The sequence below is a fragment of the Shewanella vesiculosa genome, from assembly GCF_009994065.1.
Taxonomy (GTDB): domain Bacteria; phylum Pseudomonadota; class Gammaproteobacteria; order Enterobacterales; family Shewanellaceae; genus Shewanella; species Shewanella vesiculosa.
The window spans coordinates 171,751-195,650 of the sequence record NZ_JAACSD010000007.1; the positions used below are offsets into that span (position 1 = coordinate 171,751).

Consider the following 23,900-nt stretch of genomic DNA (forward strand, 5'->3'; position numbering starts at 1 on the left):
CATTGGCGATGGGTACGGCTGCACAAATGTAACCAAATACCTTGTAGTCGGCCGTTATAGCATCGATAGCGTAAGATTTTATGTCACAAAAGATGTCTGCTTGCTGCAAATAAGTCACGAACATGATTAACTATTAATAATGCTAACAAGATAGTTTTCATCAACTTGATCACGTTAATCAAGCAAGTTATTACTCATAAAAATAGCACCCAAAAAGCGCTAAATGTAACATAATAAGATAAGTCATTTTGCACAAACAATAATAACAATTTAAGGGATAACAAATGAAAAAAGGTCTACTTCCTTTGGCGGTTTCTTTCGCTTTAGCCGCATTAGCGGGCTGTAGTGATAACTCAATGCAACAAAGTGATCCACAAAATAGCGTTAATGCGCAGGCTAGTACATCAGCAGAAAAATTAAATTTTAACCAATATTCACAACGGTTTATCGATGAGCTTTGGCAATTGTCACCGACTTGGGCCTTGTATAGTGGTAAGCATGTTAATGATGGCTATTTGGATATCCCAAATCAAGCTAGCCGTGATAAAACATTGGCTTTTGTTAAGCAACAGCAAATGGCTATGGCTGAGTTTGATCCGCAATCCTTGTCAGCTAATGAGCTAATCGATTATAAACTGTTGAGTAATTTAGTTGATTCAATGCAGTGGGAAATTACTCGGTTTAAAGGTTGGCAGTGGGACCCGTCAAATTACAATGTTGCCGGTGGATTTGCGCAAATTATTAATGAGGACTTTGCACCATTAGATGAACGCCTCACCTCAGTGATTGCTCGTCTTGAAAATGTGCCTGCTTATTACGAAGCGGCACGAAATAACATTAGCGACCCAACTCTTGAACACACTCAACTTGCGATTATGCAAAACCAAGGGGCTTTTTCGGTATTGTCTGATGCATTAGTACAGCAAGTTGCCGATTCTGGCTTAAGTACAGATCAAAAGGCCTTATTCACTCAGCGCTTTGATGCCGCAACTGCAGCCATTAAACAGCATATTGAGTGGTTAACTGCACTTGAAAGCAAATTGACTGAAAAGGGCGCCCGAGATTTTCGTATCGGTGAAACATTGTATGAAGAAAAATTCGCCTTTGATATTCAGTCTGGTATGACCGCAAAACAGTTGTACAACAAAGCGGTAGCAGATAAAAATCAAGTTCAGCAAGAAATGGCTAAGCTAACCGATACTCTTTGGTCAAAGTATATTGATACGCCAAAACCTGCCGATGAAAGACAAGCGATCCGTCAGCTCATCGATGTGTTATCTAGCAAACATGTTAAACGGGAAAATTTTGTTGCTGAAGTACGCAAACAAATTCCTGAGCTGATTCAATTTGTGAATGACAAGCAATTGGTAACACTTGATCCTAATAAGCCATTGGTTGTTCGTGAAACCCCTGAGTATATGCGTGGTTTTGCTGGCGCATCTATCAGTGCCCCAGGGCCTTATGATCAAGGTGGTAACACTTATTATAATGTGACGCCACTTGATAATATGAGTGCCGAGTCTGCTGAAAGTTACTTACGTGAATACAATCATTGGATCTTACAAGTGCTTAATATCCATGAAGCGATCCCAGGGCATTACACCCAATTGGTGTATTCAAATCAGTCGCCTAGTTTAGTCAAAAGTCTATTTGGTAACGGTGCCATGATAGAAGGTTGGGCTGTCTATGCTGAACGCATGATGTTAGAAGAGGGCTATGGTAATTTTGAGCCAGAGATGTGGTTGATGTATTACAAGTGGAACTTACGCGTTATTTGTAACACTATTTTAGATTACAGTATTCAAGTCAACGGTATGGGCGAAGAGCAGGTGATTGATTTACTTGAAAATGAAGCCTTCCAGCAACGTGCTGAAGCTGAAGGAAAATGGCGCCGAGCAACATTAAGTCAAGTACAGCTAACCAGTTATTATGCTGGTTATCGTGAGATCTATGATTTCCGTGAACAGCTAAAAGCCAATCAAGGCGATGATTTTGATTTAAAACAGTTCCATGAACAGTTTTTAAGTTACGGCAGTGCCCCGGTTAAATTTATCAAGCAGTTGATGCTAGAAAAATAGCTTAGCTTCTGCTGATTTGTGTGGCAAATATCTCAAGGCCTGAATTTTCAGGCCTTTTTTTGTTAATCAAACGGCGGCAACAAAGATTACATCTAGTTATACACAAATCAATATGATAATCTTAATGGTAATCGTTATCATTAAGTGATTTATCATGAACAATATCCTACTCATTGAACATAGCCTCTCCGATAAAAGCGACTTAGGTCAACAACTAAGTGAGCAGGGTTATAGTGTTCATCGCGTCAATAATGCCTTCGATGCATTGGTTTATATGGAAACCACTCAGCTCGAAGCGATATTATTAGACTACTCAGTGCCCAAAATGGATTCCTTTTGGTTACTCGTTACCAGAAAACCTTCAACGGCTATTATTGTGCTCGCAGACAGTCGCTGCGAACTAGAGCGCATTAATGCTCTTGAGTTAGGTGCCGATGATTATCTAGCAAAACCAATCAATATACGTGAATTACAATTGCGTCTTAATGTGCTTCATCGGCGCCTCCAAGCACCAATGAATGATAATTTTAATCATGATATTAGCTTTGATGACACCAGTTATACGATTCGTTTTGCTGAAAAGTCCCTGGTGCTGACTCAAACAGAGTATCGCCTGTTTAAATATTTGTTTGATCGCCAGGGTGAGGTGATCACTAAACAAGAATTACAACGCAGAGTATTACACAAAGAGTTGGGTCGATTTGACCGTAATTTAGATATGCACATCAGTAATACACGGCGTAAATTAGTTAAACGCAATTTGCCACGTGAGCTAATTAATACGGTTCGCGGTCAAGGGTACAGCTTTAACTTTTAAAGGTTCACAGCAATTGCCGCATTTGATAAGCTATGGCGCATAAAAAAGGCGATTACTCAGCCCAAAATAAGTGCAAGCACATTAAAGGATAATCTAATGCGGATTACAGCAAACTTCGACGGCGGCAACATTAACGTCATTAATATTGATAAACATGACGATATACAACTCGCCATTCGTCCCGACTTCGGCGGTGAGTTTTATCAGTGGTTTAACTTTCGTCTAGAAGGTGAAGTTGGCCAGACATATACCCTTAATATTATCAATGCAGGTGATGCCTCATACCCGAAAGGTTGGGAAGATTACCAAGCGGTTGCCAGTTATGATCGCCAAACTTGGTTCAGATTGCCAACCCAATATGTTGATGGCAAGTTAACCATTCACGCAGAGCTAGATTGTGAAGCGATTCAAATTGCCTATTTTGCTCCTTATAGCTACGAACGTCATTTAGATTTAATCAGCGAAGTACAATTGCATCCAGCTGTCAGTCTTGAGCACCTTGGCTTAACCCTCGATGGTCGTGACATGAGTTTGCTTAAAATTGGTGATGCTAATCCTGATAAGAAAAATATCTGGATCACTGCGCGTCAACATCCTGGCGAGACCATGGCTGAATGGCTAGTCGAAGGCTTGTTAAATCAATTGCTTGATAGTGATTGCCCAACGTCCAAAGCTTTGTTAGACAAAGCCAATTTTTACATTGTGCCTAATATGAACCCAGATGGTAGCGCTCGTGGCCATTTACGGACTAATGCCGTTGGTACCAATCTCAATCGCGAATGGCAGACTCCGAGCTTAGAGAAAAGTCCTGAGGTGTATTATGTTGTCAATAAAATGCACCAAACTGGTGTTGATTTGTTTTACGATGTTCATGGCGATGAAGGTCTTCCTTATGTGTTCCTAGCGGGCTGTGAAGGTGTACCAAACTACAACGATAAAATGGCCGCATTACAACAACAATTCCTGAGTGCATTAACGATTGCCAGTGCTGATTTCCAAACAGAGTTTGGTTACGACAAGGATGAACCGGGGCAAGCAAATTTAACCGTAGGGTCTAACTGGGTAGCGAATACATTCAGTTGTTTATCAAACACGTTAGAGATGCCATTTAAAGACAATGCTAATTTAGCCGACCCATTTGTGGGCTGGTCTCCAGAACGTTGCGTATATTTAGGTGAAGCGTCTTTAGTCGCGATGTTAGCTGTTGTTGAGCAGCTATAATTTCCACATAAACGCTAAATTTAATGTTAGATGATCAGCAGGTAGAGTAAATTATGGCCTTAGTTGCATGCCCTAAATGTCAAAAGCGTATTTCAAGTCTGGCTAAACAATGTCAACATTGTAAAACAGCCTTGGATGGTAATACTGAGTCTTTAAAAATTATCAGTCATATTGAGCGTTCTAATCGCTTAATGACCCAAAGCTTTATTTTTCTGACATTGTTTATCGCAGGGGTTGTCGTGTGGTTTTGGGGAGGAGAGCCTGCTCAGGGCACAACTTCTTATCTCGCGATTGCAAGTTTTGTTATTGGCTTTACGGGCTATCTTATTACCCGAGTCAGAATAGTGTTACATAAACGGAAATCAGTATGAACGATATCAATAAAGTCATTGATGAAATGCCTGAAGAAGTATACCTGCGCTTATTGTCTGCGTCTGAGCTAGGTAAGTGGGATGATGGTACAGTATTAACTCAGCCTCAGCGTGAATCGACTTTGCAAGTAGTGATGTTGTATCAAGCACGTAAGCTTCAGCAAACTGAACATTTTACTATTGGTGCGGGTGGGAATATTAATGAGTTGTCTAAATCAGAGCTGAAAAAACAGTTTAAAGGCGATCCTATCGCCGAGTTTAAAGAAGCTGATTTATAAACTCATTCAAAAAACGAGTTATAGTCAACAAAAATGCGAGCTACAGAGCTCGCATTTTTGTTTTCAGATTTTGCTATTAGGCTGCAGACAAGGCAACTTAATCGACTGTTAGCTCACCAATAAGGTTTTCCTGCATGCGTTGTTTGATTTGCGCTGAGGTTAATCCGATTGAAAGCAAATAATGCAGTTTTGCTAATGCAGCTTCAATGGTCATGTCTGCACCGCTTATCACCCCAGCTTGAGCTAAAGCATTACCGGTAGCATAACCGCCCATATTCACTTTGCCCTGAAAACACTGGGTTAAATTGACCAATATGATGCCGCGTTCATCAGCTTGTTTGAGGGTATCAAGCAACTTTTTATCTTGTGGCGCATTGCCCACTCCAAAGGTTAATAAAATCAGTGCTTTTACCGGTTGTTGTAAAATGTTATTAAAAATGTCCGTAGAAATACCAGGGTAAAGCGTAACCACACCAACGGGTTGCGGACTAATGGTCACAACCTCTAAAGGCTCTCCTGTTGGCTTACTAATTTTACCTGCTTTGAGGTTAATTTTAATACCTGCTTCAAGCAACATAGGGAAGTTAGGCGATGCAAATGCATCAAAGCCATCAGCATGCGCTTTCGTGGAGCGATTACCACGAAACAGCTTGTTATTAAAAAATAAACACACTTCAGCAACAGGATAATTGGCGGCAATATACAGTGAATTGAGCAAGTTAGTTTGACCGTCTGAGCGCAATTGCGCCAATGGAATTTGGGAACCGGTGACGATGACAGGTTTAGACAAACCTTGGAGCATAAATGACAAAGCCGATGCGGTATAAGCCATGGTGTCAGTGCCATGCAAAATAACAAAACCGTCGTACTTCTCATAGTTTGCTTGAATATCGTTTGCTATCATTTGCCAATCGGTTGGCGCCATATTAGATGAGTCAATCAGTGGACTGTATTCATGAATCACGAATTCAGGCATTTCGTTATGATAAAACTCCGGCATAGACTGAACACAATCGGTTAAGAACCCAGACACAGGCACAAAACCATTGGCTGTTTTTTGCATTCCGATGGTACCGCCTGTATAGGCTACGTAAATCGATCGTTTTGGCATAAATATAGGACTCTTATTTAGCGATAATTGCAGATTGTGTAAATTATACGAGCTTATTTAACGATCCCCAATAAAAAAGCCTGCTAGGCAGGCTTTTTTTGAATAATCTTCATATTACGGTGATGCAATAGGTTAATAATTACAGTTTTCGCAATACAAATAAGCATGGTTAGGATCATCAAACATTGACAATGTTTCAAATGCACCAGCCCACTGACTGACAAACTTTTCAACTATGCTGGTCTGACGAACGCTGTCTGGTACATAAGCGGCCACAGCCCCCATGAATTGCTGCATAATTTGTTGTTCAGCGCTGAGTTCTTGTTCAATCACTTTCACATCAAATTTGTCCATTTTAGCTAAATCAGCCGCTTTGGCTAATGCAATATCCATGTCACCTAGCTCATCAACTAGACCTAAGGTTAATGCGCGTTTACCTGTCCAAACACGGCCTTGAGCAATTTCGTCAACTTGCTCAAGCGTCATATGACGCTCTGTAGCCACAAGAGAGATAAACTCATGATAACCACGTTCAATATGGCGTTGAATTACCGCTGCAACTTGAGGGCTTAGTTCCCGAACCGGCGACAATCCAGCCCATTCAGAGGTTGCCACGCCATCAGAGGTCACCCCAAAATGGCTCAGTGCTTGTTCAAATGTAGCAAACATACCAAAAATACCAATCGAACCGGTTAGGGTAGTTGGGGTTGCGACAATATAATCGGCACTGGCTGATATCCAATAGCCACCAGAAGCCGCTAAGCTACCCATGCTTACCACTACAGGTTTACCTGCCGCTTTTAGCGCTAACACTTCTTGACGAATTTGCTCTGAGGCAAATGCACTGCCGCCAGGGCTATCAACTCTCAGTACGACGGCTTTGACTTTGTCGTCAAAGCGAGCTTTCATCAGCAGTGCAGAGGTACTTTCGCCACCAATTTGTCCAGCAGGTTGTTTACCGTTAAGGATGGTACCTTTGGCAACGATAACCGCTACAGAGTCATGCTCAATAAATTGAGGCATTGGCGCCGTTAATTTGCGGTAGTCATTAAAACTAATTTGTTTAAAGTTTTTACCTTCTTTATCACTACCAACACGCTCAATCATGGCAACGCGAAATGCATCTGCAGAAACCAGCTCGTCGACCCATTTCATGTTTATGGCCATTTTAGCACTGTCACCTTCAGCTTTATCAAGCTGAGCCAAGTACTCATCAGTGGTTAACACTAATTGGTCGGGGGCAATTTGACGGTTACTAGCCACAATGGTTGAGTAGCTCTGCCAAATATCATTTAGTAATACCTTGCTGGCTTGTTTATCCGCATCAGACATATCATCACGGATAAAGGGTTCTACAGCAGATTTAAACGTACCAACTCTGAATACATGAGTCGTAATTTTCAACTTGTCCAATGCCGCTTTGTAATATAAACGGTAACGACTTAACCCATCAAGCGACACCATACCTTGGTTATTAAGGTATATTTTGTCCGCAAAGCTGGCTAAAAAGTATTGGTTTTGATCATAGCCATTGGCCATGGCTATCACCGACTTATCAGCCGCTTTAAACTGATTTAATGCTTCACCTATGGCGGTCATTTTACTGATGCCAGCATCTTGAAGATTGGCCAAATCCAACACTATGCTATTAATACGTTTATCTTCAGTGGCGTTATTAATAGTATAAAGAATATCTGCTAATAACATTTCACCTTCGGGATCATTAGCTTGTCCCTGTTTTAATGCCATTTCAATCGGATCAACATAATGTTTTTGATCGACTATGCTGCCAGATAAGTTTAGTACCAAGGCTGTTTGATCTTCGATGACAATCTCATCTTCGCTATTGAGCAATACCACAGCGATGACGGCTAACAAACCAAAAAATATGATGTTGATGATTAACTTGCGGATACCGTTTACTGTATTCCATAACAGTAAAAACATCCTTTTTAAAAACGAGGGTTTAGCGGACATTTGCCACTCCTTTATCAGTCTAATGTAGTCATCCTAACTGAAAATCAATATAAATGTGAAATTCAATTGTAAAGGTTTTTAACAAGGGAGCGTTTAAATGATTGAGCAAAATTTACTGTCAGGGTATGCTGATTTAAATCACTTGTTTAAAAAGGATGTTTGAATGTCGTTTCCACACTTATTAGAACCTTTAGATCTCGGCTTTACAAAGCTGAAAAACCGCGTGTTGATGGGCTCAATGCACACGGGTTTAGAAGAAGAAAAAGGCGGATTTGAGAAACTGGCAGCTTTTTATAAAGAGCGTGCTCAAGGTGGCGTAGGGTTAATCGTTACCGGCGGTATCGCACCTAATTTGCGCGGCCGTCTTGCGCCACATGCTTGTCAATTAAGCTTTTCTTGGCAAGTCGGTAAACATAAAATCGTCACCGATGCCGTGCATGAAGCGGGCGGTAAAATCTGTATGCAAATTTTGCATGCGGGCCGTTACAGTTATCATCCTTTTAGTTTAGCGCCGAGCAAAGTTAAATCACCTATTACCCCTTTTACTCCTTCAGCGATGTCTGCACGCCAAGTGCGCTCAACCATTAAGGATTACGCAACCAGTGCCGCATTGGCAAAAAAAGCCGGTTATGATGGTGTTGAAGTGATGGGCTCTGAAGGGTATCTAATCAATCAATTTATCAGTTCGCGTACCAATAAACGCAGTGATGAATGGGGCGGCAGTTATGAAAATCGGGTTAAATTCCCGATTGAAATCGTCAACGCTATTCGACACAAGGTTGGCAGTGATTTTATTATTGTGTTCCGCTTATCGATGCTCGACTTAGTCGACAATGGCTCAACGTGGGACGAAGTGGTACAGCTGGCTAAATCCCTTGAACAAGCGGGTGTGAGTATTATTAATACTGGCATAGGTTGGCATGAAGCGCGTGTTCCGACAATTTCGACCAGTGTGCCGCGTGGTGCATTCTCTTGGGTGACTGAAAAACTCAAACAAGAAGTCAAAATACCGTTAATCGCCACGAACCGAATTAATACCCCAGAAATTGGCGAGGCAATTATTGCCTCGGGTCAAGCTGACATGGTGTCAATGGCCCGACCATTTTTAGCTGATGCTGAGTTTGTGAATAAAGCTGCTGCCAATACCCCTGAATTGATTAATACTTGCATTGGTTGTAATCAGGCGTGTTTGGACCATACCTTTTCGATGAAACGAGCAACCTGTTTAGTTAATCCTCGCGCTTGTTATGAAACCGAAATTAATTTTCTACCTACCACCCATAAAAAGCGCATTGCTGTTATGGGGGCGGGCCCAGCAGGTATGGCTTTCTCTGTTTATGCTGCGTCTCGTGGTCATGAGGTCGTATTATTTGAAGCCAAGTCAGAGGTCGGTGGTCAGTTTAATTTGGCCCGTAAAATACCGGGTAAAGAAGAGTTTAACGAAACCATTCGATACTTTATGAATCAAATTAGGCTGCATAAGGTTGAATTGCGTCTTAACACTAAATTAGATGCAGCGGTATTAGCTACTGAGAAATTCGATGAAGTGGTCATTGCTTCAGGTGTTGTCCCTCGCGCTTTAAAACTACCGGGTTTTGATAATCCTAAAGTGGTCGATTATCAACAAGTATTAACTGGCCAAGTTGAGATCGGTAAAACCGTAGCGCTAATTGGTGCTGGCGGTATCGGTTTTGACATGGCGCATTTCTTATGTGAATTAGAATCGAGCACCTTGCAACCCGATAAATGGTTAAAGCAGTGGGGCATTGATAAGAGCTATCAACACGCTGGCGGATTAACTGCAGAAGCTGAACATGTCCCTGGTCGTGAAGTGTATTTATTGCAACGTAAAACCACCAAAATGGGTAAAGGCTTAGGTAAAACAACCGGCTGGATCCATCGTAGTGTGTTAAAACAGCATCAGGTTCACATGAAAACCGGTGTAAGCTACGAAAAGTTTGATGAGCAAGGGCTGCACATTAAAGTCGGCGAACAATCTGAAATTCTGGCTGTTGATAACGTGGTGTTGTGTGCAGGACAAATGTCTAACCTCAGTCTGGTTGATGAAATGAAGAGCAGTGGCTTGCCAGTGCACTTAATTGGCGGGGTAGATGTGGCCGCAGAATTAGACGCTAAACGGGCTATCCGTCAAGGCGCTGAGCTTGCCATGAGCATCTAATCATTGTGAAATGCGAGTATTTACCTGATTGCATTGAGAGCACTTTCATAACGTGAATTAAATAAAAAGCCTTCTGTGTTGCAGAAGGCTTTTTAATACGCTGACGAGGTTAGCTCATCAGCTATTATTTGTGGGCTTAGATTAAGGCTTTAATGCTAATACGGCATCAATGTCTGCTACGCTGTGACGATTTGGTAACATTTCCCATGGTTCGCCCCATGAAGTGTTGACTATTTTGCCACGTTGAACAGCCGGGCGCGCTAATACTTCATTAGCCCAACGAGTTACATTCTTATAGCTGGCAACATCTAAAAACTCAGCGGCACTGTATAAATTACCTAAGACTAAGTTGCCATACCAAGGCCATATGGCGATGTCTGCAATGGTGTATTCTTCACCGGTTACAAAGGTGTTACTTGCCAGTTGTTTATCCAACACATCTAATTGGCGTTTCACTTCCATTGCAAAACGGTTAATCGGGTATTCCTGCTTTTCATCGGCATAAGCGTAAAAATGACCAAAACCACCGCCAAGGAATGGGGCAGAGCCTTGGGCCCAGAACAGCCAGTTAAATGTTTGCGTTCTGGCTTTGCCATCTTTAGGCAGGAATTGGTCAAATTTCTCTGCTAGATGAACCAAAATTGAAGCTGATTCAAACACTGTCACATCTTCATCAGCAGATTTATCCAATAAAGCAGGAATTTTTGAGTTTGGATTGACTGCAACAAACCCTGACGAAAATTGATCTTTTTCTCCGATGTTAATCAGATAAGCATCGTATTCCGCTTCTTTAATACCTAATGCAAGTAACTCTTCTAACAAAATAGTCACTTTTTGCCCGTTGGGTGTACCAAGAGAATAGAGTTGTAAAGAATGCTTACCGACAGGCAGTTTTTTATCGAATCGGGCACCCGACTCAGGGCTATTAATGCTCGCCCACTTGTTAGCTCCATTGGTATTATTTTGCCAAACTTTAGGTGGAGTATATTGGTTAGTCATAAAATATCCTTGTACAACCTGATAGCAGGTTATGTAAATTTATAATGCGCTTAGCACAATATTATGAGTGTAGCGTGTATCGCTGTAATGTATTAGCATCAACGCGTATGAGTTATGCTTTTATTGTTTAAATGCAACATGTTAGTTATTTATTACCTGGCTTTTAACTGTTCACTTAATTCGATTAAATTGCTGACGGTTAAGTCAGGCTCAATGCCCCAGGGATCAAATACTTTTTTACTGTCGCGTTGGATCCAAGCTGTGTTAAGTCCAGCAGCTTTTGCACCAATAACATCCCAGGGATTGCTCGATACCATCCAACAATGAGTGGGATCAGTTTGAGTGCGGTTGATTAAATAATGGTAAACCGCAGGATTAGGTTTAAAGGTCTGTAGGTCGTCCACGCTGATGACATCATGTAATTGAGGTAACACGCCAGCATTATGCATTAAATTGCGCACGGCTAGTTCTGGACCATTTGAAAATGCGACTAGGGTATAGCCTTGATTGCGCAGTAATGCTAGGCCAACAATAACATCCTCAAAGGCCGATAGTTGACTAAATTTTGCCAGCAGTTGCTGTTGTGCACTTGCTGTGAGGGTAAGGTTGTAAACCGTCAAACAATATTGCAGTGCTTGTTGAGTACAAACTGCAAAATCTGCATATTGCTGCATTAATCCGCGACGGAACGCATACTCGACTTTTTTATCGTGCCACAGTTGCGCAAACTCTAGCGCTTTATCGCCAATCAGTTGTTGCAGATGTTGGCCCATCTCTAGCGGATCCACTAAGGTGCCATAAACATCAAATCCAATGACTTTATTCATGATTATTGCTCTGTGAGTGTATGGTCAATGCTGAAGCTCTGAGTAAGTAGCCAAGCTAGGTTGTTAATATCCACATCTATGCGGTGTTTATTTTGCTAATGATACCCAAGTTCCCTTGACTATAAACTAACTGTAACATTCGTTCAAATATGATTTTGAGCGTTCGTTAAAATTAATAAATAATTAAAGGTGTTTGTTATACTTATCAGAAATTGGGTTGAATGATAAGCTTTGATACTAAGTTAATTCATTGTATTATATTGATTAAAAATCATTAAAGGTGATGTAAAATGGAATGTCCTCGTTGTCAGGGTGTGTTTGCCCGCAAGGCACTTAAACAAGTACGCAAAGGTAAACATGGCGTTGAAACACAATGTCCTAAATGCGAACAATGGCTGATGTTTGAGCCTAAAATGATGATGATCAAAAATATTGGTTTATTGATTTTACTGGTATTTAGTGTGGCTAATTTCTTTATCGACAACAATGACTATCGTCTGGTGTGTTCTTTCTTAGGTTTTGCAGGTGCCTGCATTGCCTTTTACGGCGTGTTTAAAAGCAAGCTTGTCGCGGCAGAATAATTTATCCGTTTTAGCTTGGTGATGCTTCGTGATAGTTCGTGATAGTGAGGCTATGATATTCGACGCACCAATGAGTACCTGAGACTGTGTGACCCAGTGTTTTAGCCATTTACCTACACATAGTCAACATTAATAAGCCAAAGGAGCAAGGCGATGTTTGCTCGGGATAAAATCATCACAAGCGTATAAAAACGCCGACAACATAGTGATATTATTTTCACTGGCCAATTGATGTCTATGGCTTTACAGAGAACAGCACAAAGCATAGCCCGATAAAGCCAAGTTTGAATGGTGTTTGTTTGGAAGTGGGAGTTAGGCGTTCTATTATGCTGATTGAGATGGCTAAATCTCATGTGCTACCGTGTCGTGTATTTAAAAAGAGAGGTGATGTTGATGACCTCTCTAAAGTGATATTGATTATTATCCCGAGCAGAGATTATTTAGACTTTCTCATCATTTCACGATGAGATTGAAACTCTTCAGCATCAATAAACTTATTGTGATCCAAATCGATACGTTCAAACATACCATCACGTGAGGCATTTTTTAACATGCGCCCTTCAGATTGATGCAACTCTTGCCGTGCTTTTTGAAATTGCACAAATTCCTCTTCAGATATCAATTTGTCTTGATTCTTATCAAAATCGGAAAATTCAGGCATCTGAGACATTCTCATGGCTCCATTTTCATTTCCAATAGCAGTAACAGGCAAAGAAGTAGTAAGACAAACGAGTAATACTGATACAACATGGCTATTCATAATATTCTCCTTGTTAACTTTCAATCTTATTATACACCTAATTAACCATGATAAAAGTAAGGTTATGTAAGGCGGGTAAATTGATTATTTTGGCTGTGTGCCAAGGGCAAGGTTCTCTGCTGACTATGATCTGATTTAGCCAGTAACGACATTATTGTATTTGTTCGTAATAGGATTAGCTATGGTTGCACAAATCGGAAGAGTTTAGGCCGCTAGCGTTTATATTTACACAACTTGCTGCTTAATTAACAAGGGGGGCGTACGTGATTCTGCGTTTTCATTAGGGCTAAAGAATAGGGAGACATTAACCAGACTATATCTTCTATAAAAGCTTCGATAATTTGTCCGTACGTCTCCCTAAGTATTCACATGAATGAACTATCGATTTAATACTCGTCGTTGTTCGCTTCGCTCATGCGCTCGCGTCTTTCTTGAGCTTCTTCAAAAGCAGCGTTGATTTCTTCTAATACAGAATCGACATCAGCGGCTGTGGTGTCTTCTTCAAACAAACCGGTTAACTGTGTTTCGGGTGTTAATTCACCTTGTTCATATAAGGCCCACATTTCTTTAGCGTATTTTGTCGCGGCTAATTCTGGAGCAAATTGTGAATAATAGTCAGTCATATTATTCACATCACGAAATAACATTGCTTTGGCATTATTGTTGGCTGAGGCATCAACAGCTTGCGGCAAGTCAATGATCACTGGACCATCCTTGTCGACCAGCACGTTAAACTCAGACAAATCGCCATGCACAATACCCGCACATAGCATACGCACAACATAACCCATCATAATGTAATGCTGGCTTTGTGCTTGCTCGACACTCATCTGTGTTACGTCGTTTAATCGCGGTGCAACATCACCATGAATATTGGTGATCAACTCCATTAATAGCACACCATCAAAGCAGCCATAAGGCACAGGTACTCTAATTTTAGCCGCCGCGCATTTGTATAATGCGTCGACCTCGGCATTTTGCCAGGCTTTTTCTTGTTCTTCTCGACCGTATTTAGAGCCTTTTTCCATGGCTCGACCACGACGACTGTTTTTGGTTTTTCGACCTTCTTGATATTGTGCTGCTTTTTTAAAGCTGCGTTTAGTGGCTTCCTTATACACTTTCGCGCAGCGGATCGCATCGCCACATCTGATCATATAGACCGTAGCTTCTTTGCCACTCATGAGTTGGCTTATCACTTCATCGACGAGACCATCGTCAACCAGTGGTTGTAATCGTATAGGCGTTTTCATAGCGTCGTTATACCTTACTTGCGCGCTGGATGATATATCTAAGGAAATAATTTTTACTTGCAGATGGATCACTGATTAAATGAGGCATATATTACTGAATTTGTCGTTTGTATACTCTTGTCTAATGAATCAAAATCCTGTAGCAACCCACCTAAATATAGCTGATGTTATACATTTCCCCCGAGTGAGTCCCATCGGCTGAGTTCGGAGTTATCATCAATATTAACCACTGAATATGCTATATTAGCAGGCATTATGAACACTAGTGGTATCATTGACGTAAATGATGCCAAATAGAGTATGTCTACAGTGATGCTTGAGGAAGAGATAATGGTTAAACTCTGACTCAAATAAGCGTTATATTCAGTAAGGCTTCAGTTTTTATTCAGTTAGCATTGAGTGATAGCGAGGATAATACTTGAAGATTTGATCGTTATTGAATTTGAAACCATTGTATCGACAACAGCTTTTACCTCTCAGCATTACGGAGCCAACTAATACAAGCTTGATTCAATCATTGGCATGGAAGTCATCATGCAAGCCTAATTCTTTTTACATTTAATAGAGTTTTTATGAAACGGACCTTACTTTTAGCACTATTTATTTTTTCTAACGCCGCCAACGCAGTTGAACCTCTTTTTGAAACCCCCAAAGACATGCAACCCACATGGATTGATAATATTTTGTCTGTGTTTGGTGCGGATGGTGAGTTTGATGACACTAAAGCCATTGATATGAGCTATTTGCCTACGGCTTATTACACCCCAGAGAAGAAGTTTGGTGTAGGGCTATTAATGGTGGGGTTATATAAGACCGATAATGCATCCAGTGAAGAGCAGCCCTCATCATTAGTATTGAACTCGTTTGCATCAATGAATCAATCCTATGGCGTTACAGTCGAGAACATGACGTTTTTAAATCAAGGTAAGCAGCGACTGCTGCTTGATTTAGAGCTGCACAATGAAGCTGCTGTGTATTATGGTGTTGGGATTGAACAAGGCGATCAAGACCTTAATCATCACGAATTCAAAGAACAACTGTATAGTTTTAAACCGCGCTGGATGACCGAAGTCGCCGATAACTATTTTATTGGCGTAGGTGCTGATTTTATTTATACCACAGCAGACAGTCTAGAATTAGTTGCCACCCAAGCCCCTGTTGATGCAAATAGCCTTTTGCCAGATAATTTTAGCTCAGGTGTTGTGATCACCAGCATTTATGATTCAAGAGATTATCGTTTAAATGCCACAAAAGGTTGGTTGTTTCAGCTGGATGCTGGATTATATCAAAATGACCAATTCGATTCGTTTTCTACCTATAATATTGAATTAGCGAATTATATCGATTTAGGGTCAACACCTGGATTAATCGCTTGGCAAGTTCAAGGTCACCTTACTAGTGGTGACGTGCCGTGGAATCTTTTACCTGACCTTGGCGGTTCAGATGCGATGCGCGGTTACATTAGAGGCCGATATCGCGATGAGCAAATGATGATGGGACAGGTTGAATATCGGTTACCAATATTTCAGCGCTATGGCATGGTATTTTGGGGATCGGTCGGCAGTGTTGCGCCTAAAGTCAGTGAGTTAACGGATACTCTATTAACCGCCTACGGCACTGGATTCCGCTTTAAAATTAAAGACAATATTAATTTACGTTTTGACGTTGGGGTAGGTGAGAATGACACTAACTTCTACTTAAATGTAAATGAAGTTTTTTAAGTCGATATTTCCTAAGGTCTTATTATTGCTTATAAGGCCTTCATGCGATTCCTATTTTTAAAGGAAAAGAAAACCGAAATGCTTTTTCTAGTAACATCAATGGCACCAATAAGACCGATACTGACAAGGTATTGTCATATTAATGTATCAACCACAGCTTGTTTAGCGGCAACGAGAGTACTGATGATTCTCGGTTTTTCAAGTGGATTGCTGCACAGTAGCAGTGCCATGGCCGCTGAGGTTGAGCAAGAGTGTCAGCGAAACTTTAGTTACTCTATTTTTCTCAGTGGTCTGCACATGGGCAACATGACCCGCACCGAGAACTGGCAGGGTAAATCAGCCGTTATTACCTCAACAAGTAAAGCCAGTATTTTAGGTATTGGCACTCAATACCAGCAGCGCACTGAGTTATCCTGGTCAAATTCCACTCATGAATGGCTAACGCATAAGTTTCATCAACAAGTGACTGGCTTTCGTGCCCGAGACATGCAAGTCACTCTAGACCATCACGGTCTCGGCTCTCGTGTTGATGTTGATGGTGAAGTCAGCCATTACCAATCAAATAGCATACCGCTCAGAGATGTTGATACCTTAGCCATTCAAATTCGTGAGTATTTACTCAACGGGCGACAGCAATTTGCGCTGATAAGACAAGCCTCTGATGCGGTTGAATCCTATCAGTACTATGTTAAAGACTCACTCACCTCTAACATCGCACCCTGGGGAGAATTACAACTTATACCCGTTGAGCAAACTGGGGCGGAAGAGGTGACTTACTATTTTGCGCCGAGCATAGATTATCAACTGGTAAAAGCACATTACCATGGGATTATTTTACAAGGGAATATTGAGTTAGACAGTTACGTGTCATCTTGCGACGCTTTGAGCAATAGTTAATCGCTAACGTAAAGAGGTGATAAGCGATGTCCTCTGAATAGCTTGTTGTCACCGATAACAAGCTTAAATGCCGCTCATTGATCCCTTCATGCTCCATATTATGGCGATTCAGTTTCAGTTATCAGTGTTAGTCATAGGGTTAAGCTGACGTTAGGTATATCAGTCGCGCTACAATCCGCTTTTTGCCTGCCCTATTTAACATCACTCCTTCAGGCTTTTCTTGTCCAATGCTTATCCCGAGTTCAGGTTAAATAGACAGTGTTACTGCTAAAAATAACCAAGTTGATGAAGAGACATATGTGCTTAAGAGGATAGTGTTAGCGGCGTTAAAACATACCGCGATCTGCTGTTATGGAGATAACTGAGGTTAAGATTATATTAGCATTAGATTAGCATTAGTGCTGGAAGGTTTAGATTCAGTTGGGTAAACAAATACCATTCATTTTCGCCCTGAATATCAGCGATTAGGTTAAACCTCAATAGTTAAATCCCAACAGTTAAGCCGTAATCCTAACCTTTGTATGTAAAGTTCAATACCGCCGCTGCAATCCATTTACTGCAAGATATTTGCTGAAGTCGCTTAACTGAACAGATCAACTGAAATACAAGAAACCGTACTGAAGAATTTATCGATTAACCTTCGTGAGCTAATTTTGGGGTTATCTGTAACTGCTGGGTTAATGCTGTTGTCTGTTTATGGCTACTATTTTCTGCCGCATATTGACGTTTAGCCACAATTTGTACGCCCTCAGTGGATAATTTGAGGTTTAAATCGCTTTCAGGCACACAGCAGCAGGGCAGACATTCGTTAGACTTAAGCTCTGCCAGAGGTTTGGAGAGGTAGCTGACTTCTCCTGATATGACTGTGGTTTTACAGGCGCCGCAAAAACCGTTGCGGCACTCTGAAAATACTTTTACTTTTTTCGCTTCAAGCGCTTCTAGTAAGCTTGAGTGTTGGCCGTCAAATAAAATAACCGGCTGTCCTTTCAAGCTTACAATAGGCGCTTTTTTGAAAAATGTTTTATAGGTCAAAATCTAAAAACTCATCGCCATCAACAGAAGAATCAATTTGTCCTACAAGGTATGAAGACACTTCAACTTCTTGTGGGGCAACCTGTACTGCATCACTTTCTAACCAGTTTTTCATCCACGGAAGAGGATTTGACGATTCTTCGTATGGCTGTGGTAAATGTACCGATTTCATCCGCTGATTAGTAATAAATTCAACATACTGGCACAAAATCTGTTCGTTAAGACCAATCATTGATCCGTCTTTAAATAAATACTTGGCCCATGCTTTTTCTTGTTCTGCCGCTTTGACAAATAAGTCGTAGGCTTCTTGCTTACATTCAGCTGCAATCTCGGCCATTTCAGGATCGTCTTTGCCGCCTTGCATTAAGCTTAATATGTGTTGCGTACCGTTAAGGTGCAAGGCTTCATCACGGGCAATCAGGCGAATGATTTTAGCATTTCCTTCCATGACGCGACGCTCAGCAAAAGCAAATGAACATGCAAAACTGACATAGAAACGAATCGCTTCTAAAGCATTAACCGACATCATGCACAAATATAATGACTTTTTCAGTATGCGTGAGTTAACGGTAATTTCTTTGCCGTCGATCACATGAGTGCCTTCACCTAACAGGTTATTAATCTGGGTAAGGTGAATTAAATCATCGTAATAAGCCGCAATATCACCGGCACGCTTTAAAATTTCATCATTTTGCACAATATCGTCAAACACCACAGAAGGATTGTTAACAATATTACGAATAATATGAGTGTACGAACGCGAGTGAATCGTTTCAGAAAATGACCAGGTTTCAATCCAGGTTTCTAATTCAGGTAGCGATACTAACGGTAAAAACGCTACGTTAGGTGAACGCCCTTGAATTGAGTCGAGCAAAGTTTGGTATTTAAGGTTTGACAGAAAAATATGTTTTTCATGGTCAGGTAAATCACCGAAATCAATTTTGTCGCGACTGACATCAACTTCTTCTGGGCGCCAGAAAAAACTTAATTGCTTTTCAATCAGTTTTTCAAAAATTTCATATTTTTGCTGATCGTAGCGTGCCACATTCACGGATTGACCGAAAAACATAGGTTCTTTGGTCGAATCGTTAGGTATTTGACAAAATGTTGAGTAAGCCATTATTTAGGTGTCCTGAAAACGCATTTTCCAAAAGCGGGGAAGACCCCCGCTAAATATACATAAAGTGAAGATTAAATTTTACACGCACCGCCACCGCAGCCATCGTCTTCTTCTTCGACAGCAATAATGTCGTCAAATTGATCAGAAGCACCGTCGCGAGTGTTATGATAATACAATGTTTTAATCCCTAGCTTGTAGACACTTAACAGGTCTTTAAGCAAGGTTTGCATTGGTACACGACCGCCTTCAAAACGGCTTGGGTCATAATTGGTATTGGCTGAAATCGCTTGATCGATAAACTTCTGCATTAAACCAACAAGCTGGATATAACCATCATTGTTTGGCATATTCCACAGCAGTTCATACTTGTCTTTAAGCAACTCAAAGTCTGGTACTACTTGCTTTAACTGCCCGTCTTTACTGGCCTTAACGCTGATCAATCCACGTGGAGGCTCAATACCATTAGTCGCATTTGAAATTTGCGATGAAGTCTCAGAAGGCATTAATGCAGACAAGGTCGAATTACGTAAGCCGTACTGCTTAATATCGCTACGTAAACCTTCCCAATTCATGTGCAATGGTTCGTCACAAATTTTATCTAAATCGCGCTTATAGGTGTCGATAGGTAAAATACCTTTCGAATAAGTTGTCTCGTGGAATAACGGACATGCACCTTGCTCTTTAGCTAAGTTCATTGACGCTTTGAGTAAATAGAACTGAATTGCTTCAAAGGTTTTATGAGTCAGGTTATTTGCTGAACCGTCAGAGTACTTTTTACCATTTTTAGCCAAATAGTTGGCAAAGTTAATCACACCAATACCTAAAGTACGGCGATTCATTGAGCTGGTTTGCGCGGCTTTGATTGGGTAATCTTGATAATCAAGTAAGTTATCTAATGCACGCACAGCTAAATCTGCTAAAGGCTCAAGTTCAGATAAATCCTTAATCGCACCTAAGTTAAGCGCTGATAAAGTACATAAGGCGATTTCACCGTCTGGATCGTCAATGTTAGTTAACGGTTTAGTCGGCAAGGCAATTTCTAAACATAAGTTAGATTGCTTAATCGGTGCTACTTTAGAGTCAAATGGACTGTGCGTATTACAATGGTCGACGTTTTGAATATAGATACGGCCAGTAGAGGCACGTTCTTGCATCATCAGTGAAAACAATTCAACTGCTTTGATCTGCTTTTTACGTATGCTGCTGTCTTGCTCATACTGCAGGTATAAACGTTCAAATTCGACTTGGTCTTCAAAGAAAGCATCGTAAAGGCCAGGCACATCAGATGGACTAAATAAGCTAATGTAATCGCCTTTGATTAAACGTTGGTACATTAATTTGTTTAGCTGCACGCCGTAATCAAGATGACGCACACGGTTGTCTTCAACACCACGGTTATTTTTCAGTACTAGCAGTGATTCAACTTCTAGATGCCATAACGGGTAGAACAGTGTTGCTGCACCACCACGGACTCCGCCTTGGGAACAAGACTTAACCGCTGTTTGGAAATACTTATAAAACGGTAAACAACCGGTGTGGAATGCTTCACCGCCACGAATAGGGCTACCTAAAGCACGAATACGGCCTGCATTAATACCAATACCTGCACGTTGGCTCACGTATTTAACAATAGACGATGCCGTAGCATTGATTGAGTCTAGGCTGTCATCACACTCGATGAGTACACATGAGCTGAATTGACGTGTCGGTGTACGAACACCCGCCATGATTGGCGTTGGAAGTGAGATCTTAAATAAAGACGTCGCGTCATAGAAGTCTTTAATGTACTTCAAACGAATTTCTTTTGGATAACGAGCAAACAAACACGCTGCGACTAAAATGTATAAAAACTGTGCGCTTTCATATACTTCGTGAGTCACACGGTTTTGAACCAGGTATTTACCCTCTAGCTGCTTGACTGCGGCGTAAGAGAAATTCATGTCACGCCAGTGATCAATGTAGCCATCAAGGATATCTAACTCTTCACGGCTGTAATCCGCCATGATGTGCATGTCATATTTACCAATTTCAACTAACTTGGTGACATGATCGAATAGCTTAGGCGGTTCAAATTGGCCAAACGCTTTTTTACGTAAATGGAATACCGCTAAGCGGGCTGCCACAAATTGGTAATCAGGTGACTCAGGAGAGATCAAGTCAGCCGCGGCCTTAATGATCGTTTCATGAATGGCTTCAGTTGGAATGCCATCAAAAAACTGCAGATGAGATCGAAGTTCTACTTCAGATACTGAGACGTTTTTTAATCCCTTGGCTGCCCAAGTGATCACGCGATGAATTTTATCTAAATCGATCGATTCACGTTCGCCACTGCGTTTAGTGACTGTCATATTGCTATTCATTGAAGAGAGGCCTTGGTTCTATATCTAATCATGTGATCTGTTGTTGGATGCAGTGCTGCTGGGTTCGATCTGAACCCGTTACAAAACAATTCCATGTTAAAACAATCAACTTGAAGGTACTCACAACATGGCAGTAAACCACCAATACGTTCAGTTAACATCTATCTCCTTGTTATGCTGTGGAGTAGTGTTTTGATTGTCGGCCACACACAAGATATGGTGTTATTTAAAATCTAAGATACAAGATAGTGAGGTTTGAGTTTTTTTGCAAGCCACAATTATATTAACTTCTTGTGGATAACTTGAGGATAAACGGCGGGGTTAGTGACAGCTAACCCTAGAGCCCAAATTTATAACGTGTTTTTTATAAATGATATTTTTTCAACCATCAAAGAAGAAAGTTTTGATCGCTAAAATAAACAGCGATCGAAAATTTACCCTCAATTTTAGATTGATCTTTTAGGGCTTTTGATCGGTAAGAGATTGTCAGCATAATCTTTAGCCAATGATGCATTCAGAGGTGTATTTTCGATGAATCGATCTCAAAAAGACGACGGAGTAAAAAAGTGTTTTAATGCAGCACCATGTTCAAATTGGCATGTTGCTGGCCATGTATTCGGTGTGTCGCTGGCTGATAAATAGCCCCATAAGGCAATGCCACCTATCATACTTGCGTTGCGAGCGGCGACTAAATCACGCTCAGCATCGCCTAGGTATAAAATACTTTGAGGTGCGATGGCTATTTGTTGAGCGGCTAATAACATCGGCGCAGTGTGAGGTTTAGCGTGACAGGTACTATCGCCGCTGATCATGGTTTTCAGTTTATCGGTTAAGCCCAGCTTTTGTATTAATGGCCGAGCAAATCGAGCTGGCTTATTGGTGACGACACCGTAGGGAATGGCTTGGGAATCTAATAGGGTTAAGAGTTCGGGTAAATCGTCGAACAAACGGCTGTGATCGCCATTAATGCGTGCATAATGGCGCAGTAGTGCTTGTTGAATATCAAGTTGAACGTGTTCATCTGCCTGTGGAATAGCGGTCTTGACCAAATATAAACTGCCATGTGAAGCCGCATGGCGCATGGTTTCAAGCGTTTGAACCTTAAAACCGGCTTCGTCTAAACTCAAATTTAATGCTTGGACTAAATCAGGTGCGGTGTCGGCTAAGGTACCGTCTAAATCGAACAGTACCCCTTTAATGTCGTGCATATGCAAGAGTTAGCTCCTCACAGAGAAATGGCAGTAAATCCACGCAGCCTTTAGTAGCGTTAGCGGTATAACATAACGCTATTGGGCTTCATTTATATTTTTCACTGTTGCAACAGTGAAAAACATAGGTTGGCTAGTCTATTTTTTGTGTGGCTATCATATAGTTAACATCGACACTCTTGGTGTACTTAAATACACCTGATAGAGGATTGTAGGTAATACCTAATGCATCTCTGCACAATAAATCGGTGTTATCGACTAATGCCATCAGTTCAGATGGGCGAATAAATTTACTGTGATCGTGGGTGCCAATTGGAAGCATTTTTAATAGATATTCAGCGCCGATGATAGTTTTAAGGTATGACATCATATTGCGGTTAATCGTCGAGATAAACACAAAACCGTTGGGTTTTACCATGTCACAACATGCTTGAATTACCGATTGTGGATCCGGTACATGCTCAAGCATTTCCATACAGGTTACTACATCGTATTGCTCGCGGTGCGTATTGCGGTGTGCTTCGGCGGTAGTTTTAAGATAGTTAACCGCTACCCCAGAATCTAATGCATGCAGTTTTGCCACTTCAAGTGGTTCAGTTCCCATGTCAATACCATCAACGTGTGCACCCAGGCGAGCCATACTTTCTGACAAAATGCCACCGCCACAGCCGACATCAAGCACTTTCTTATCGAAAATACCGCCAGCGGTTTGATCAATGTAGTTTAAACGCAGTGGATTAAGTAAGTGCAATGGCTTGAACTCGCCATTGAGATCCCACCATGTTTGTGCCATGGCTTCAAATTTTGCGATCTCTTGCGGATCAACATTGGGTGTCGATTGTTCAGCGTGTGACATAACTTAACCTAAGTGTCTAATAAAGTATGATGGCTATTATAACGATAACCTTTGTGAATAGTAGTCAACAATGGCTTGGCTTGTTCACACTTGCTCATAAAACATCCACTTAAGCCCGCTTAATTGTAAAATTGTGCTCTTAACTGCTTAAAGCATCAGCAAATTGGCTTTGATTATGACTTATTTATCAGCCTATATTCATGTGCCAATAATATAAATTCGCTGAATATATTAGCTTTTTTATCATTTTTAAGAGT

General features: G+C 41.1%; 20 protein-coding genes. 9 read left to right on the forward strand and 11 right to left on the reverse strand.

The features are described from left to right. Positions 1 to 284 precede the first annotated feature (284 nt). The 5 genes from GW828_RS08885 (at position 285) to GW828_RS08905 (ending at position 4,765) form a co-directional block, all read left to right on the forward strand. Positions 285 to 2,078 (forward strand): DUF885 domain-containing protein, encoded by a 1,794-nt coding sequence (locus GW828_RS08885; protein WP_182697274.1) that lies wholly within the window; start codon positions 285 to 287, stop codon positions 2,076 to 2,078. Between the two features lie 154 nt (positions 2,079 to 2,232). Then, a complete protein-coding gene (locus tag GW828_RS08890) occupies positions 2,233 to 2,895 on the forward strand; it encodes a response regulator transcription factor (protein ID WP_124014741.1) in 663 nt (220 codons plus the stop codon). Between the two features lie 96 nt (positions 2,896 to 2,991). Continuing rightward, positions 2,992 to 4,116, forward strand: coding sequence for a M14 family metallopeptidase (locus GW828_RS08895; RefSeq protein WP_124014742.1), 1,125 nt, complete (start codon positions 2,992 to 2,994; stop codon positions 4,114 to 4,116). Positions 4,117 to 4,169: 53 nt separating this feature from the next. After that, positions 4,170 to 4,487: a zinc ribbon domain-containing protein gene (locus GW828_RS08900; RefSeq protein ID WP_273058147.1), complete on the forward strand. Its 318-nt coding sequence runs from the start codon at positions 4,170 to 4,172 to the stop codon at positions 4,485 to 4,487. Next, the gene (locus GW828_RS08905; RefSeq protein ID WP_124014744.1) at positions 4,484 to 4,765 is read left to right on the forward strand and encodes a YeaC family protein; all 282 of its coding nucleotides are present in this window, start codon (positions 4,484 to 4,486) and stop codon (positions 4,763 to 4,765) included. Before GW828_RS08900 ends, GW828_RS08905 begins: the two co-directional genes overlap by 4 nt. A gap of 97 nt (positions 4,766 to 4,862) precedes the next feature. On the opposite strand, the gene ansA is transcribed toward GW828_RS08905, so the two are convergent. After that, positions 4,863 to 5,876 carry an asparaginase gene (ansA, locus tag GW828_RS08910; RefSeq protein WP_182697276.1) on the reverse strand — a complete coding sequence of 338 codons (1,014 nt, stop codon included), beginning with the start codon at positions 5,874 to 5,876 and terminating at the stop codon, positions 4,863 to 4,865. Between the two features lie 132 nt (positions 5,877 to 6,008). Then, entirely contained in the window at positions 6,009 to 7,853 is a 1,845-nt protein-coding gene (gene sppA / locus GW828_RS08915; protein WP_124014746.1) for a signal peptide peptidase SppA, read from the reverse strand. Between the two features lie 163 nt (positions 7,854 to 8,016). Here sppA and GW828_RS08920 point away from each other — a divergent pair, with 163 nt between their 5' ends. Then, entirely contained in the window at positions 8,017 to 10,032 is a 2,016-nt protein-coding gene (locus tag GW828_RS08920; protein ID WP_273058146.1) for an oxidoreductase, read from the forward strand. Between the two features lie 141 nt (positions 10,033 to 10,173). Here the strand turns inward: GW828_RS08920 and yghU are convergent, their stop codons facing one another. Next, entirely contained in the window at positions 10,174 to 11,031 is an 858-nt protein-coding gene (gene yghU, locus GW828_RS08925) for a glutathione-dependent disulfide-bond oxidoreductase (RefSeq protein ID WP_273058145.1), read from the reverse strand. A 152-nt stretch (positions 11,032 to 11,183) separates the two neighbouring features. Further along, on the reverse strand, positions 11,184 to 11,858 hold the full coding sequence (locus GW828_RS08930) for a haloacid dehalogenase type II (protein WP_273058144.1): 675 nt from the start codon (positions 11,856 to 11,858) through the stop codon (positions 11,184 to 11,186). A gap of 290 nt (positions 11,859 to 12,148) precedes the next feature. Here GW828_RS08930 and GW828_RS08935 point away from each other — a divergent pair, with 290 nt between their 5' ends. Beyond that, positions 12,149 to 12,439 (forward strand): hypothetical protein, encoded by a 291-nt coding sequence (locus GW828_RS08935; protein ID WP_273058143.1) that lies wholly within the window; start codon positions 12,149 to 12,151, stop codon positions 12,437 to 12,439. Positions 12,440 to 12,875: 436 nt separating this feature from the next. On the opposite strand, the gene GW828_RS08940 is transcribed toward GW828_RS08935, so the two are convergent. Together GW828_RS08940 and GW828_RS08945 are read right to left on the reverse strand one after the other, a co-directional pair. Beyond that, complete coding sequence (locus GW828_RS08940) at positions 12,876 to 13,199, reverse strand: EF-hand domain-containing protein (protein ID WP_273058142.1); 324 nt, start codon at positions 13,197 to 13,199, stop codon at positions 12,876 to 12,878. A 386-nt stretch (positions 13,200 to 13,585) separates the two neighbouring features. Next, positions 13,586 to 14,449 (reverse strand): PA4780 family RIO1-like protein kinase, encoded by an 864-nt coding sequence (locus GW828_RS08945; protein ID WP_124014752.1) that lies wholly within the window; start codon positions 14,447 to 14,449, stop codon positions 13,586 to 13,588. Positions 14,450 to 15,021: 572 nt separating this feature from the next. On the opposite strand from GW828_RS08945, the gene GW828_RS08950 reads away from it, so the two are divergent. Both GW828_RS08950 and GW828_RS08955 read left to right on the forward strand, forming a co-directional pair. Next, the gene (locus GW828_RS08950) at positions 15,022 to 16,170 is read left to right on the forward strand and encodes a BamA/TamA family outer membrane protein (RefSeq protein ID WP_182697281.1); all 1,149 of its coding nucleotides are present in this window, start codon (positions 15,022 to 15,024) and stop codon (positions 16,168 to 16,170) included. A gap of 78 nt (positions 16,171 to 16,248) precedes the next feature. Further along, the gene (locus GW828_RS08955) at positions 16,249 to 17,067 is read left to right on the forward strand and encodes a hypothetical protein (protein ID WP_420542414.1); all 819 of its coding nucleotides are present in this window, start codon (positions 16,249 to 16,251) and stop codon (positions 17,065 to 17,067) included. Between the two features lie 633 nt (positions 17,068 to 17,700). On the opposite strand, the gene yfaE is transcribed toward GW828_RS08955, so the two are convergent. The 5 genes from yfaE to ubiG form a co-directional block, all read right to left on the reverse strand. Continuing rightward, on the reverse strand, positions 17,701 to 18,099 hold the full coding sequence (yfaE, locus tag GW828_RS08960) for a class I ribonucleotide reductase maintenance protein YfaE (RefSeq protein WP_182722855.1): 399 nt from the start codon (positions 18,097 to 18,099) through the stop codon (positions 17,701 to 17,703). Beyond that, on the reverse strand, positions 18,089 to 19,219 hold the full coding sequence (nrdB, locus tag GW828_RS08965; protein WP_182697282.1) for a class Ia ribonucleoside-diphosphate reductase subunit beta: 1,131 nt from the start codon (positions 19,217 to 19,219) through the stop codon (positions 18,089 to 18,091). The genes yfaE and nrdB overlap by 11 nt, the downstream gene beginning before the upstream one ends. Before the next feature lie 71 nt (positions 19,220 to 19,290). Then, positions 19,291 to 21,579, reverse strand: coding sequence for a class 1a ribonucleoside-diphosphate reductase subunit alpha (gene nrdA, locus GW828_RS08970; protein ID WP_273058141.1), 2,289 nt, complete (start codon positions 21,577 to 21,579; stop codon positions 19,291 to 19,293). A 542-nt stretch (positions 21,580 to 22,121) separates the two neighbouring features. Continuing rightward, complete coding sequence (locus tag GW828_RS08975) at positions 22,122 to 22,793, reverse strand: HAD family hydrolase (protein WP_124014757.1); 672 nt, start codon at positions 22,791 to 22,793, stop codon at positions 22,122 to 22,124. 127 nt (positions 22,794 to 22,920) lie between these two features. Next, positions 22,921 to 23,643 (reverse strand): bifunctional 2-polyprenyl-6-hydroxyphenol methylase/3-demethylubiquinol 3-O-methyltransferase UbiG, encoded by a 723-nt coding sequence (gene ubiG / locus GW828_RS08980; RefSeq protein WP_273058140.1) that lies wholly within the window; start codon positions 23,641 to 23,643, stop codon positions 22,921 to 22,923. Positions 23,644 to 23,900: the final 257 nt, after the last annotated feature.

Coding starts and splice junctions, on each gene's coding strand:
- GW828_RS08950 (WP_182697281.1), top strand. CDS start 15,022: ATGAAACGGACCTTACTTTTAGCACTATTTATTTTTTCTAACGCCGCC.
- ubiG (WP_273058140.1), bottom strand. CDS start 23,643: ATGTCACACGCTGAACAATCGACACCCAATGTTGATCCGCAAGAGATC.
- GW828_RS08945 (WP_124014752.1), bottom strand. CDS start 14,449: ATGAAAACGCCTATACGATTACAACCACTGGTTGACGATGGTCTCGTC.
- GW828_RS08885 (WP_182697274.1), top strand. CDS start 285: ATGAAAAAAGGTCTACTTCCTTTGGCGGTTTCTTTCGCTTTAGCCGCA.
- nrdB (WP_182697282.1), bottom strand. CDS start 19,219: ATGGCTTACTCAACATTTTGTCAAATACCTAACGATTCGACCAAAGAA.
- GW828_RS08935 (WP_273058143.1), top strand. CDS start 12,149: ATGGAATGTCCTCGTTGTCAGGGTGTGTTTGCCCGCAAGGCACTTAAA.
- GW828_RS08890 (WP_124014741.1), top strand. CDS start 2,233: ATGAACAATATCCTACTCATTGAACATAGCCTCTCCGATAAAAGCGAC.
- GW828_RS08920 (WP_273058146.1), top strand. CDS start 8,017: ATGTCGTTTCCACACTTATTAGAACCTTTAGATCTCGGCTTTACAAAG.
- GW828_RS08930 (WP_273058144.1), bottom strand. CDS start 11,858: ATGAATAAAGTCATTGGATTTGATGTTTATGGCACCTTAGTGGATCCG.
- GW828_RS08955 (WP_420542414.1), top strand. CDS start 16,249: ATGCTTTTTCTAGTAACATCAATGGCACCAATAAGACCGATACTGACA.
- GW828_RS08895 (WP_124014742.1), top strand. CDS start 2,992: ATGCGGATTACAGCAAACTTCGACGGCGGCAACATTAACGTCATTAAT.
- yghU (WP_273058145.1), bottom strand. CDS start 11,031: ATGACTAACCAATATACTCCACCTAAAGTTTGGCAAAATAATACCAAT.
- GW828_RS08900 (WP_273058147.1), top strand. CDS start 4,170: ATGGCCTTAGTTGCATGCCCTAAATGTCAAAAGCGTATTTCAAGTCTG.
- GW828_RS08905 (WP_124014744.1), top strand. CDS start 4,484: ATGAACGATATCAATAAAGTCATTGATGAAATGCCTGAAGAAGTATAC.
- GW828_RS08940 (WP_273058142.1), bottom strand. CDS start 13,199: ATGAATAGCCATGTTGTATCAGTATTACTCGTTTGTCTTACTACTTCT.
- ansA (WP_182697276.1), bottom strand. CDS start 5,876: ATGCCAAAACGATCGATTTACGTAGCCTATACAGGCGGTACCATCGGA.
- sppA (WP_124014746.1), bottom strand. CDS start 7,853: ATGTCCGCTAAACCCTCGTTTTTAAAAAGGATGTTTTTACTGTTATGG.
- nrdA (WP_273058141.1), bottom strand. CDS start 21,579: ATGAATAGCAATATGACAGTCACTAAACGCAGTGGCGAACGTGAATCG.